General features: G+C 38.8%; 12 protein-coding genes and 1 pseudogene. All 13 read right to left on the reverse strand.

All coding sequences use genetic code 11. The features are described 5' to 3' along the window. Positions 1-17: 17 nt before the first annotated feature. The 13 genes and pseudogenes from DS031_RS22190 to DS031_RS22250 all read right to left on the reverse strand — a co-directional run bounded on the left by DS031_RS22190 (position 18) and on the right by DS031_RS22250 (position 13,739). Positions 18-1,310 (reverse strand): tetratricopeptide repeat protein, encoded by a 1,293-nt coding sequence (locus tag DS031_RS22190; RefSeq protein WP_113808354.1) that lies wholly within the window; start codon positions 1,308-1,310, stop codon positions 18-20. A 451-nt stretch (positions 1,311-1,761) separates the two neighbouring features. After that, entirely contained in the window at positions 1,762-2,556 is a 795-nt protein-coding gene (locus tag DS031_RS22195; RefSeq protein ID WP_113808355.1) for an XdhC family protein, read from the reverse strand. 25 nt (positions 2,557-2,581) lie between these two features. Continuing rightward, positions 2,582-3,451 (reverse strand): FAD binding domain-containing protein, encoded by an 870-nt coding sequence (locus tag DS031_RS22200; protein ID WP_113808356.1) that lies wholly within the window; start codon positions 3,449-3,451, stop codon positions 2,582-2,584. Continuing rightward, complete coding sequence (locus DS031_RS22205; RefSeq protein ID WP_113808357.1) at positions 3,436-3,912, reverse strand: (2Fe-2S)-binding protein; 477 nt, start codon at positions 3,910-3,912, stop codon at positions 3,436-3,438. The genes DS031_RS22200 and DS031_RS22205 overlap by 16 nt, the downstream gene beginning before the upstream one ends. After that, a complete protein-coding gene (locus tag DS031_RS22210; protein WP_113808358.1) occupies positions 3,909-6,068 on the reverse strand; it encodes a xanthine dehydrogenase family protein molybdopterin-binding subunit in 2,160 nt (719 codons plus the stop codon). Before DS031_RS22210 ends, DS031_RS22205 begins: the two co-directional genes overlap by 4 nt. Before the next feature lie 330 nt (positions 6,069-6,398). Then, positions 6,399-7,355 (reverse strand): carbon-nitrogen hydrolase family protein, encoded by a 957-nt coding sequence (locus tag DS031_RS22215; RefSeq protein WP_113808359.1) that lies wholly within the window; start codon positions 7,353-7,355, stop codon positions 6,399-6,401. 150 nt (positions 7,356-7,505) lie between these two features. Beyond that, on the reverse strand, positions 7,506-7,946 hold the full coding sequence (locus DS031_RS22220) for a YfmQ family protein (RefSeq protein WP_113808360.1): 441 nt from the start codon (positions 7,944-7,946) through the stop codon (positions 7,506-7,508). Between the two features lie 268 nt (positions 7,947-8,214). After that, a complete protein-coding gene (gene cysI, locus DS031_RS22225) occupies positions 8,215-9,933 on the reverse strand; it encodes an assimilatory sulfite reductase (NADPH) hemoprotein subunit (RefSeq protein WP_113808361.1) in 1,719 nt (572 codons plus the stop codon). Positions 9,934-10,197: 264 nt separating this feature from the next. Then, positions 10,198-11,646: a MocR-like pyridoxine biosynthesis transcription factor PdxR gene (gene pdxR, locus DS031_RS22230; protein ID WP_113808362.1), complete on the reverse strand. Its 1,449-nt coding sequence runs from the start codon at positions 11,644-11,646 to the stop codon at positions 10,198-10,200. A gap of 49 nt (positions 11,647-11,695) precedes the next feature. Beyond that, complete coding sequence (locus DS031_RS24360) at positions 11,696-11,890, reverse strand: hypothetical protein (RefSeq protein WP_113808365.1); 195 nt, start codon at positions 11,888-11,890, stop codon at positions 11,696-11,698. A gap of 674 nt (positions 11,891-12,564) precedes the next feature. Beyond that, positions 12,565-12,891: pseudogene (locus DS031_RS22240) on the reverse strand (molybdopterin dinucleotide binding domain-containing protein); the annotation flags it as partial. Further along, positions 12,892-13,476, reverse strand: coding sequence for a nucleotidyltransferase family protein (locus DS031_RS22245; protein WP_113808363.1), 585 nt, complete (start codon positions 13,474-13,476; stop codon positions 12,892-12,894). A 170-nt stretch (positions 13,477-13,646) separates the two neighbouring features. Beyond that, positions 13,647-13,739, reverse strand: coding sequence for an IS3 family transposase (locus DS031_RS22250; protein ID WP_425451997.1), 93 nt, complete (start codon positions 13,737-13,739; stop codon positions 13,647-13,649). Between the last annotated feature and the right edge of the window lie 3 nt (positions 13,740-13,742).

A 13,742-nucleotide genomic window follows, 5' to 3' on the forward strand; every position in this document is an offset into this window, starting at 1 on the left:
CTACTAAAAATAAATTTTTAATTATTAAAGATGTTCAGTGCAATACCAGGACTTACACCAATATCATCTGCAACAATTGCTACACCATCTAGTTTCGTACCAGGTTCTACTTTCGGTTGAATGGATGGATTACTTGGGTATGTTGTACCATCATATTTAAGCCGTGCAAAGAAGGGTACGATACCTCCTCCATAAACATTCATAACGATATCTTTATATCCTCTTGTTTTGCTATCACTAATAATGACAGGATTATTAACAATACTAAATCTTGCCAGCAAATGATAGTTTTCATTTTTTTCTTTAAAAATAGCTGCACTACATCCACCGGTGCCACATAAATAAGATCCTACCAGATAAGCGAATATTTCAGGTTTACCATCTTCATCAAGATCTACCTTATTATAGTAATATCTTGCCCTTTCTTGATACTTATCTAATTGAAATTCTTTAATCAAAGCCTTTTCAAGTTTGATATCTCTTTGTGTTTCGGAGCAAATGTATTTAATAGAGGATAAACCTATCTCATCTTTATTCACGAAAGACTCATACTTACATAGTTGATTTCTTAACTTCATAAGCTCCTCTCTTAATTTCATAAGTTCCTCTTTAGATGGATATGGATATTCAAAGGATAAAGCCTTATCAATAGACTTAAGTGCTTCTTCGGTATTTCCTATTTTCATTTGTGCATCCGCTAAATAATACCAATAAGTGGTGGAGTTCTTTTCTTTTAAAATCTTTTTATAATACCTTTCCACTTTTTTGAAATAATGAGGATAAACATCAAATGCCAATATGAATTTATCTCCTGACCACCTGAATATTTCTACTCGATAAGCGTTACCTGTATCATGAATCCATAAAGCTAATTCATATAGCCCATCTTCTTTCTCGATATCTCTTACTTCTATCATGCTGTAATATTTATTCCCAGTAATTAAATCCTTAAGGCCACTACCTGTCCATTCATAAACGCTAAGATCTGACCAGATGGATGCAACTTGCCATCCTACTACTAGGTTATTTTTGTATTTACCAGTGACTGGTGCAGTTCCAAAATAGGTTATATTATATCCTTTTCCTTTAATAATATTGACGACTTGCCAAGTCCCATAATAACATTTTAAAACGATGATATAGTTCTCCCCATGCCAATAAAAAGCTCCTATAACCTCTAATATGCTATCTCCATCTAAATCTGCTGTTCTTACTGCTGGTTCTTTTAGAGGTGTCTCTAATTCAATAATTTCAGCAAAAGGTGGTAGAAATGCAGATATAATACTTTTTAAATACTTGCTATTCCACATAAAAAACCTCTCCATCACATTTTTGACCTATTATATGATGGGTAGCTTTCACATATGAGTTATGAATTGTTTTTACAAAATATATAATTAAAAAAACTTCCTCATTGATCGAGGAAACATAAATATCAACTTGCTAATTTCTGTTAAGTTTCTGATGACTTCTTTAGCTTTCTTTCTTTTACAAAGTCAATGATATACTGCACAGTATAAGTCTACTACGGCATTAACAAATAGCGACCTTTTTTAAAAGATTACTCCAGTTACAGATTTTAAACTATATCCATTTTTAACGGCTAATGTTTTGGATTCAAAAAATCAGACGCTCAGAAAATAATTCAAAGCCACGGGGACAGGCATCTTTCTCCAAGTATTATTTTTGGAAAGTCCTGTCCCTATTTCCCAACTAAAAAAGGTAGACGCCTTTTATATGTAAAGGCGTCTACCTTTAATTCTACTTATTTAATTGTTTCACTTTAATAGGCTTTTTTTCCCTGCTTACTTTGATAATTTCGCCGATAATGCTGATGGCGATTTCTTCAGACGTTTCCGAGCCGATTTCCAAGCCGATTGGAGAATGAACTTGGTCTAACTGTTCTTGGGTGATGCCTTCCCGTTTTAATTTTTCAAAGATGTTGATGATTTTGCGTTTACTAGCGACCATTCCAATATAGGCACACGGATATTGGAGAGCCGTTTTTAAGGCAATATCATCGCAATCTTTTGTAAAAATCGGCACATAGGAATTTTCATTTAAATTGGCTTCATGTAATGCCTTGCCAATATTCTCATTTACAAACAGGTTTGCCGCATTCGGAAAGCGTTCCCTAGTACAATAATCAACCCGATCATCGACAATGCAGTAAGGATAGTCAAGGAAATCAGCGAGCTTTGCCATCGCATAGCCTAAATGACCGGCTCCAACGAGTACGAGTTCAGGTCTGTTTGTATACACTTCAATAAAAACTCGTATCGTACCGCCGCAGTTCATAGAAATGCCGTCTTTGGCATGTTTATTCAATTTATATTCAACGATTTTCGATTGACCGTTTCGGATCGCTTTAACACTTTCTTCGATTACATAATATTCAGCGAGTCCTCCTCCGACAGTTCCTTCAATCGACCCATCACGGTATACAATCATTTTGCCAACATGCCTCGGAGTAGAACCTTTTGATTCGATAATCATTGCTAAAGCAAACGTTTCATTTTGACGGGTCAGCATCGCCACTTTTTCCATCAGCTGCATAACTCTCCCCCCTTTTTTGAAAAAATCAATTCGTTTGAGATTGCTTTAAGCTGAGAAAATAACGTAAAAGATTTAAGGCAACGATTTTTCTGTAAGCGGCAGTAGAGCGCTGATCGTCAATTGGTTTAATGAGATTATCGAATTCTTTCACAACCTTACCTATGTCTGCATCGGCTAATGGGATCGTTTTTCCAATCAGCTTCTTTTCAATATCAACCGAACGAACCATCGTCGGTCCAACCGTCCCGAAGGAAAAGCGAATGTCATCAATTTGGTCTTTGCTGATCCGGATCAAACCCGCAAACGTTACTTTGGCAATCGCATCGGCATTGCGGTTGCCGACTTTCTCAAAAACAACATGAGAATCTTTTTCCAATACAGACGGTAAAATAATCTCCGTTACGATTTCATTGTCAAAGCGCTGGACCCGCCGCGGTCCTTGAATAAAATCACTAATCGGAAGCGTCCGGTCACCATTGACAGAACGAAGCCGAAGCTTAGCATTGTATACATATAATAATGGAAGTGTGTCACCGGCTGGAGAGGCGTTGCAAATATTACCGCCTAACGTTCCCCGATTTCTGATTGCCGGGGCCGCAATTTCTTTCATCGCTTTCTTTAAGGCAGCAGGAATAAGCGGATGTTCAAGTAATTCACTATACGTACAGCAGGCTCCGATGTGGAGGTCTTGCTGATTTTGATAGACTTTTTTTAATTCAGAAAGATGATCAATAAAAACAATCGGTTTCGGAATGTTCGGGGGGACGCCTCTGCGATTTTTATGAAGCACCATCACATCAGTGCCGCCGGCGATGATGGCACAGTTTTCTTTATTCATCCTCTTTAGTGTTTCGTCTAACGAATCGAAGCGATATGCGGTTATTTTTTCTGCCATAAGCCGTCCCCTTTTTTCGCTGCTAAATTAACCGCATCAACAATCATGTTGTAGCCGGTACAGCGGCACAGATTTCCGGAAATGCCTTCCCGAATTTCAGTTTCTGTTGGGTGAGGGTTTTTCGATAACAACGCGGCACTTGCCATAATCATCCCCGGAATGCAGTAGCCGCACTGCACGCCCCCGGCAGTCGAGTAGCTTTCATCTAAAATTTTAAATTGTTCGGTTTCAAGAATTCCTTCGATCGTTCTAACATCAGCACCGGCCAGTGAACCAATCGGAATCAAGCAGCTGTTTTGCAGAAGGTTATTCACAAACACACTGCACGCTCCGCACTCGCCTTCCCCGCAGCCTTCCTTCGTTCCGATTAATTCAAACTCTTCTCGTAATAAATCTAGTAATCTTGCTGCAGGAGAAGCGTCCGTTTTCACTTTTTTTCCGTTTAGTGTAAATTCAATCAAACTCCTTCACCTTCTTTCAACCAAAGAGTTTCAATAATTACTTCCGGTGTCACTGGAATTTGCGAAAAAGAAGTGTTTAGGGCATCCTCGATTGCCGCTTGAACTGCCGGGGCACCTCCGATTAACGTTAATTCACCTGCACCCTTTGCCCCGTATGGCCCATCTGCATAAGGGTTATCAAAGATCTTGCTTTCGATTGTTACAATGTCCAGTGACGTTGGCGGGCCATAATCCGAGATGCTTTTTTGCTGGATTTTCCCCTGCTTTGACGTCATCTTTTCCAAATAACCGTACGCTAACCCTTGCGCCAATCCACCGTCAATTTGACCTTTCATAATCCGTTCATCGATCACTTTGCCAACTTCATAATTGGCGTAGACGTTTTCCAGCTTTATATTGCCTGTGAACGCATCCACTTCAACTTCGACGATATTCACGCCCCATGAATAAGCCGGATAAGCATCGCCGGTGAAGGTTTTCTCGTCCCAAGGAATCATTTCACGGTGCACATAATGTTCGACCACTTCCTGTTCCACTCCTGTTTGCCACTGTGTTTTCAATTTTTTCGCGGCCCGTTCAAGCAGTTTACCGACAATCATCGTCGTACGAGAGGCGACAGTCGGACCAGAGTCAGGAACTTCTTTCGTATCAGGATACGGATACAAAACCGCTTCGTACGGAAGATCCAGTTCTTTCGCAACAATTTTGGAAAGCGTCGTTAAAATACCTTGTCCCATGTCAGAATTTGAGATTTTAAGTGAAACCTGGTCGTCCGCTGACTTAAAAAGCTTGACCTCTGCTTTAATATGATCTCGTTCACCGCTCCCAGTAAAGCCGCAGCCGTGGAGAAACAGCGACGTTCCGATTCCTTTTTTATAGCGCATATTTTGTTGGTTGAGACGCTGAAAGTCTGCTTTTTTCTTTTTGTAGTCTGACGTGTTGAGCAAGTCTTCAATCATGTCTTCCATTAAAATTGGATCGCGGAATTCGCCTTTTGTGATCGTGGGGTCGCCTTGTTTGACGAGGTATTTTCGTTTAAATTGAAGCGGTTCAATGTTTGCTAGTTTACTAAGATGACCGATATGACTTTCAATTCCGGCAAAGCTTTGCGGCGCACCGAAGCCTCTGAAAGCACCGTTTGGAACGGTATTCGTTTTTAAAACATAACCTTTTGCATGAAAATGGGGGATCTTATAAACACCGGCACTGTTTATTAAGGCGCGTTGCAAGACGACAGCACTCAATCCCGTATTCGCTCCGCCGTCTAAGAAAATGTTGACACACATACTTAAAATATTGCCTTCCTTGTCAAGCGCCGTTCGATATTTAAGTTTGGCTGGATGCCTTTTCGTCGTCACGAGCATATCCTCAGAACGGTCGAACACGAGCATCACCGATTTTTTAACGGCTTTTGCCGCAACAGCTACGTGACAAGCCATCATCGAAGGATAATCTTCTTTGCCGCCAAAACCTCCGCCGGTCGGGCTTTGGACAACGCGAACTTCATCGTCACCGCACGCTAATGCGCTTAGTAAGGCATTTTTTATATAATAAAGACACTGCATCGATCCTTGGACGATGATTTCATTCTCCTTATAAATACCGAGCATTCCCTGCGGCTCAAGGTAAACATGCTCCTGATAACCTGTATCATATTCTTCTTCAACGATTTGATGAGCTCCCTGTTCGATCGCTGCAATAGTTTCCAAGCTTTCTCCAAATTCATAGCTTGCCAAATCTGTCGCTTCTGATCGTTGTTTGATCGCTTCTTCTAATGTATAAATCGCCTGATGTTCTTCAAATTCAACTTTCACTTCATCTAACAACTTGTACAAAATATTAAGGTCTTTTCCAGTAAGCATGAGAATTGGCTCACCAATATAATTAACCCACTCATTCGCAAAAATGGGCTGATCTTCTTGAATGATTTTTACATAATTGGGTCCCGGGATATGTTCTGCGCCAACCGCTTCATAGCCTTTTGGAAGGTGGGGTAATAGTATTGATTTGATTTTCCCATATGCAATCGGCGAACGGTACAGCACACCATAGACCATATTTCCCACTTTCACATCACTAATATAAGGAAGCTGACCCGATACTTTACCTTTATGATCCTTTTTAGGAACTGAGGTGCTTATGTCTTTAAGACTCATGGCAACAACACCCTTCGACTCGTTTTTATAAGGGATATACTATTGATAATTCCTCTTCCTTCAAGTTTATAAATGAAAATGGTATTTTATGATCAATTTTTAGTTAAGTAGTTCGTTATATTTAATTATATTTTTATTTCAGAAACCTTTACATAATTATGGTATATTTCTTAACAGAATAATAAAATAAAAATGCAGCTTGATTCGACCTAGAAAAGTAATCGAATCAAGCTGCGTTAATAAAACGAAAGACTATCGAGAATAAATAGTTCCTATACTGTGGAGAAAATACAATACCCATGTCATATTAGTAACCTACTTTAGACCCATTTACTTTAACCAATTTACACTCTCTCGTTTCTCCTCGTTTACTATTAGGTGAAAGACGTCTGGTCTTGAATAGTGACCTACTACATCAAAATCAAATTGACTGTAAGCAATATGACGTAAATCAAGATCAGCTATAAGAATATCTTCTTGGCCAAAGACAGGTTCTTTAATATATTCACCTAGCGGTTCGACGATGGCACTTCCTCCCGTACACATTTCATGAGGAGAAGAAGCAAGTTCTTGATAGCATTCTAGATCAGTTGGGTACATATCCTTTGTTACATACTGATTGCAAGATAGAACAAAACATCTTCCTTCTGCAGCGATATGACGAATAGTAGATTGCCATAATTCTCTTGAGTCTGCGGTAGGAGCTATATAAATTTGAACGCCTTTCGCATACATTGCTGCTCTTGCCAGCGGCATGTAATTTTCCCAGCAGATGAGTGCCCCTATTTTGCCATACGGTGTATCAAAAACAGGAAGTGTGCTACCATCCCCTTCTCCCCAAATTAATCGTTCTGAACCAGTCGGCTTTAATTTACGATGTTTTCCAAGTAAAGTACCGTCTGGACCAAAAAATAAAACAGAGCAGTAAAGAGTTCCTCTACTAAACTCATTATCCCTTTCAATAACACCAATAATGAGATAGACTCCAGCCTTACGAGCTGCTTCCCTTAATAGTTCAGTCGTTTTGCTTGGTACAGAGACAGCATTTTCCCAATAACGAAGCCAATCCTTTCGTCCCTCGGGAGAACGGCTGCCAACACTTGTTCCAAAAGAAAGACCTCTTGGATATGCAGGAATAAAAGCTTCAGGAAACACAACAATATTAGCTCCTTTTTCTGCAGCCTGCATCGTTAACGAAATCGCTTTTTCCGTACTTTTATCCCGTTCCATAATAACAGAAGCTGCCTGGACAACAGCTACTCGTACGTTCGATTGTTGATTGGTCATTCTAAACTCATCCTTCCTTTAAGTTCGCAGTATTATCATCAGGTTAGCCGTTGATTCCTAGCAGATTGTTCGGGACAGCTTCTATTGCCTTTTGAATCATTCGATGCTAGTTTAATTAGTGTTAACAGTCCAGCCTTTATCAACAACTAATTAGTTCTCAATAACGTTAGCATGGTGTTGTAGGTTGTCAGATAATAAACTATATGCAATTACTTTCTTTGGATATTGTTTAGCTACATAAACATGATCGTTATAAGTGTAAACAAATAAAATAACATCCTTCTTACCGTTTTTTGTTTTAATTACAAAGGGGGCTTCTTTGCACTCTGGATTTAAAAAGCTTTCCTCATTACCAGGATAAATGCAGTGCTTTTCAAAAAAAGTCGCCTTATTAAAATCGTTAATGACCTGTATCTTTTCATTATCTGCTAACGGTTTCTCATTTTTAGTAATGATAACATCTCCAGGTTCTAACCTAGTATGTGTACTAAACTTATTTAGGAGCCATTCAACTGCACCAGTTGGAAGGCAGGTTACTAATATTTTTATTAAACTTATTACTATAGTTATGATAATAATATCCCACGTCATACGAATCATCTCCATTTATCCTGACTTGATTTCATGCTAGAAAAGTTATTGAACAATATTGCTATGATGCATATATGATACTAACGCGATAAGGGGTCCAACAATTGCACTTACATAGATTAGTGTTAAACTCGTAACATTTTTCTTAGCAGAATGATTGTATTTTTTGTCAATTTCCCCATCTAACATAAGCGTAGCAATTAGAGATAAAACTCCTATAATTAGCGTTATTGCTAGCTTTATTAATCACTCCTGTCTCGAACTTATCTTAATCATGAAAGTTGGTTCCGTCTGTCGTTGCTTTAACGATTTCGGCGCGAATAACGAAGTCACCGAAATGTTCGCCTGCGTTCCGCTCCTTCGCATAGCGAGGAAGGAGTACACGCAATTCGTTTAAAATTTCTTCTTCGCCAATATTCTCACGATATAATTTGCTTAAGCGGCTTCCATCAAATGCTGCACCTAGATACATATTGTATTTGCCCGGCGATTTTCCGATAAGGCCAATTTCTCCAAGCGCATGGCGGGCACAACCATTTGGGCAGCCAGTCATTCGGATTGTAATTTCTTCATTTCTTAGACCAACCTCATCGATAATTGTCTCAATTTTATCAATCAAAACAGGCAAATAACGTTCTGCTTCTGCCATTGCCAAACCGCATGTTGGAAAAGCAACACATGCGATCGAACTGCGGCGAAGTGCCGAGCAGCGTTTGCCATCTGTCAAAGCATATTGTTCAATCAATTTGTTAATCTCTTTCTTTTTCTCGCTTGAAACATTAGCAATGACCAAGTTCTGATTAGGAGTTAGACGGAAATCACCAGTATGGACTTTAGCAATTTCACGCAAGCCGGTCATCAGCTTGTAATCATCATAATCCTTGATACGCCCTCCTTCAACGAACAGTGTAAAATGCCATGTTCCTTGAACGCCTTCTATCCAGCCGTAACGATCCCCATTATGATCAAAATGGTACGTTTTTTCTTCCTCAAGACTCCAGCCAAGTCTGCTTTCCAGTTCAGCTTTAACTGTGTCGAGCCCGAGTCGGTCTACGGTGTACTTGAAACGAGCATTGCTGCGCTTGGAGCGATTGCCATAGTCACGTTGAATGGTAATAATCTTTTCCGCCACATCATAGATGCGATCTGGTGTACAGAAACCAATGACCTTTGCAATCTGGGGATAGGTTTCTCTATTACCATGTGTCATTCCCATTCCACCGCCAATTGCCACATTAAATCCAACAAGCTTGTCTTTTTCAGTGATTGCAATAAAACCAATGTCCTGAGAAAAGACATCAATATCATTCGATGGCGGAACCGCAATACCGATCTTAAATTTTCGCGGCAAATAAAGCGGTCCGTACATTGGTTCAATTTCTTCTATATCGGCAGTACCGGCTATCCTTTCTTCATCCAGCCAAATTTCATGGTATGCTCTTGTACGCGGCAATAATCGATCGCTCAATACTTTTGCCCATTCATACACTTCGCCGTGAATTTCAGAGTGATATGGATTGGGGTTACACATCACATTTCGGTTAACATCGCCGCACGCCGCAATCGTATCCATAAGAACAGCATTGATTTCCTGCATCGTTTTTTTCATATTCCATTTGACAATTCCATGCATTTGAAACGCTTGGCGTGTCGATAATTTTAAAGTACCATTTCCGTACTTTCGGGCAAGGTCATCTAAAACAAGCCATTGATTCGGTGTTGCGATACCACCTGGTCTGCGGACACGTACCATAAACTGGTATGCAGGTTCCAGTTTTTGTTTTTGGCGTTCATTGCGAAGATCACGATCATCCTGTAAATAGCTGCCGTGAAATTTCATCAGCCGATTATCATCCTCGGAAATCCCGGCACTAATTGGCTCTAGCATGGATTCCACCAACGTACCGCGTAAATAATTACTTTCTTTTTTAATTCGCTCGACATCACTTGGAGACCCTTCTGACGCTTTTAAAGTTCGATTTACCATGTTAAAAAAACTCCTTTCAACCAAAATCAGTATACATCTCGTTGATAACGTATTGTCTTTCTTATTATGATAATAAAAATAAAACAAAAGAAACCATCCAATACGGGGATATTTCCACCATCCAGTTAGCACCGTAAAACAAAAATAAGGTCGGAAACACTGTTGATTGTCTAAAAACAAAAAACGATTCATGAAAAGATCATGAATCGCTTCTTAGTAAGTCTATTTATGCAGATTTTTATAAAAAAATATTTAATACATGCCTTATATCTGTTGATCGGATTGAATACTTTTTAATGCATCCGCAAATCTTGAAATACCTTCTCGAATTAAGTGAGTCTCGCCCCTACCGAAAGTAAAGCGCACATATCCTTTTTTTGAAGCTAAAACACTTCCCGGAACGAAGGCTACTCCTTTTTCCATCGATTTCTCGAGCAAATGATAGTCATCAATGGGAGCATTTAATTTACACCACATATGAATTCCACCTTCTGGAACAAAAAACTCCACTTGGCTACCTAGAAATTCATTTAACGCTGAAATCATTTCATCTCTTCGCTCTTTGAGCCGTTTTCGAAGCATCAAAATATGTTCATTAAAATGCACGGAACCTAAAAATTCATTTGCTACCCACTGAGGAAAAACACTATGCCCAAAATCTACCTGCTGTTTAGCATCTGCTAAGCGTTCAATAACCTTTTGAGGCCCAATAATCCATCCAATTCGTAATCCTGACGCTGCAATTTTTGATAACGAACTAATATATAAAACATTGCCGTTATAGTCCATTGATTTTAGGTTTGGGCCTATTTCTCCATTGAAAGAGGTTAAACTATAAGGGTCGTCCTCTATAATTGGAATGCCAAATTCTGATGACAATTCTAAGATTCGTTTACGACGGTTAATATGAAGTTTCGTTCCTGTAGGATTTTGATGATCTGGATTCAAAAAGAGCATTCGAATTCGGTGTTTCTTGTGTAAAGATATGATATCATCTGGATTTACGCCGTGTTCATCTACAGGCAGCAGGAATGTTCTTAATCCTGCAGACTGAAAGATAGGAAGAGAAAAACAATAAGATGGATCCTCAATGGCCACAGCATCTCCCGGTTTAAGTAAACATTGAACAATAAGATGAAGGGCTTGCTGCGCACCAGATGTAATAAGAATAGACTCTGGACTAATGTCGATATTTTTATACTCTTTTACATGATTGGAGATGGTTTCCCTTAAGACCTCATTTCCTTGCGGGTGACCATAGCCTAGATGGCCATTAAATGGATGCTTCGAGAGAATTGTATGAAACTGATCAGTTGGAAATAAATCTGGAGCCAATTCGCCGCTTGCCAGATTGATTAAGTGATTTTTTTGCGTTTCCGTACGAATTCGCTGCACTAAAGGAAGGTTAGGGAGGAAAGAACCATCTTCTACATACCGACCCCAATTCGGTATTCGTTTATGGGATATCCCCCATATATCTGTACTGATACGCGTGCCGCTTCCTTTCTTCCTCTCCACTAATCCAATTGATTGTAATTCTTCATATGCTGCTACAACTGTACTACGGTTGACATCTAACTCTTTTGCCAATGTACGTTCAGATGGTAAAGAGCTATCCGGAGAAAATTCTCCAGACGAAATTCCCTGCTCAATATACTCTACAATTTGTTTATAAATAGGCTTTTTATCTGTACGATCCGGCTTCCATTCCATCTTATCTTCACCCTTATCGTCTGTCTATATTTTGCGATTATATAAAAAACTATAAATTTGCAAACGCAAACCAACCAACTCCAATAAGTAAGAATAAGATAAGAAATACATAAATGACGGATAACCTACTAAGGTTTTTCTTAGTGGATTTACCGTAGTTAGTGTCCACTGTTTTTGCGACCGCTATTGTACCAAGAAGTGCCCCTACACAGATTATAGTAACTAGAACAAATGCAAGTTTCATCAACTCTAATCCCCCCTTTCCAAAAGGATTTTTATTATAAAGAATTAGAACATCTTTTCTTTTAAAATAGTTTAATTGCTGGTCACTTTCTAGATGTATTTCTTATAGTAGCGGGATAACTCTATAATCATTGCTCCCATTCGTTTACTTTCAGAAACAAGTAATCGCAAAACAACTTCCTCAGAAAATTAAGTGGTGGGAGTATTCATATTATTGTATTATTTTCTTTTAATTACTTTGTTTTACACTCAAACTTACCTTCTAACCTCACTCAATCTATTTTTGCAGGCTAAAGTTAACTATGAAGAACATACTTGACTTTTATCTCTATAATAAACAACATACAAAAAAAGTGACCATCCAATTACACGTTTTTTTGACCATCCACTTCATAAAAGGATGATCAGATTTCAAAGATAACGGTACAAAGTTTTTTTGACCAACTTTATGAGCTTTCGAATATATAAAACCACATATACGTTTAGGGAATTCCAGTACAATTTGGAATTCCCTATCTTGTTCGAGCTCTATTATTTTATTTTAATTCGACAGCAAACCACTCATTTACATGTTAATAAAATTATACATCCTCTTAAGAAGTCCACTCTTGTGTTTTCACAAAAATAATCTTTAATATAGAAGGCAATGATCAGCAAAAAGGGCTTCCATCTACCTTAATTTAAAGATAAATCAGTAACAGGACTCACTTTTACAGCGCTCACTTTCAAACTAGGCATTTTGCATGTCGGATCTAAGTTATCTGAGACTAAACGATTCACATTTTCCGAGTCTCCCCAATGAAATGGCACGAATACAGTATCTTGACGAATCGTCGTTGACCATTTACTTCGAACCGTAATACTTCCACGTCTTGATTCAACTTTTACTAATGACTGGTCTTAAATGCGATATTTCGCCGCTGTCAAAGGGTGGATTTCCATATAAGATTCAACATTCCTTGCTGCTAACCTCGGACTTCTTCTCGTTTGCTCCCCTGTTAGTTAAACTTTATCATATTTAATCGCTTTTTCGTAATCGTCCGGCGTATCCACATCCATTAATACGCCCGGATCGTCTACAGTTATGTATGTTTTTTCGTATCTGTTTAACACCTCACGTAAATTACTTTCCGGGTCGGTTTCAAGAATTGTCTGCTTCACTTCACTTGATAATTTAATCGGATGACCGCCTTTATAGTGAAAGCTCGGAATCACGACGTTTTCTTCGTGTTTTGCGATAAGCTGAACCGTTTCTTTTTTCACAAGCGGACAATCTCCGGGTGTGATAAAAAAGCTTGAATCCTTTATTTCACTGCAGCCCTCTTGAATCGAACGAAACATGCCCTCGTCAAAGTTTTCATTATAAACAACCTTTAATTGAAATGAATAAACACTTTTACGACTGATTTTTGCAGCTTCCTCTTCGATCATTTCTGCTTGAAATCCGGCTACGACAATCACTCTGCTGCACAATCCTTCAAATTTAGAAATCGTCTGCTCCAACACGGTCATCTGCCCGAGAGGTAAAGTCATTTTAAACGCATTCGCTCGGCTCGAATACCCAGCTGCCAAGACAATTGCTTCCATTTTCTCACCTTCTATCTATCATTTTCTATCGCTCAATACTGCAATGTTGCGTGTTTGAAAAAAAGATTTCACTAATTTGAAATTAATAGATTATATGCAGTAGTTTACCAAGATTATAATAAGCCAGAGGGACAGGAAATGATGTGACCCCCGAAAGTTAGAGTTTTATATTATGCAGCTAATTGGCAGGTATGGATACGGTATTGAACTGGACTCATGCCGGCCAATTTTTGCTTAATACGTCTGTTATTATAGTAATTTATATA

Source organism: Bacillus taeanensis (assembly GCF_003318295.1).
Classification (GTDB): domain Bacteria; phylum Bacillota; class Bacilli; order Bacillales; family UBA6769; genus Maribacillus; species Maribacillus taeanensis.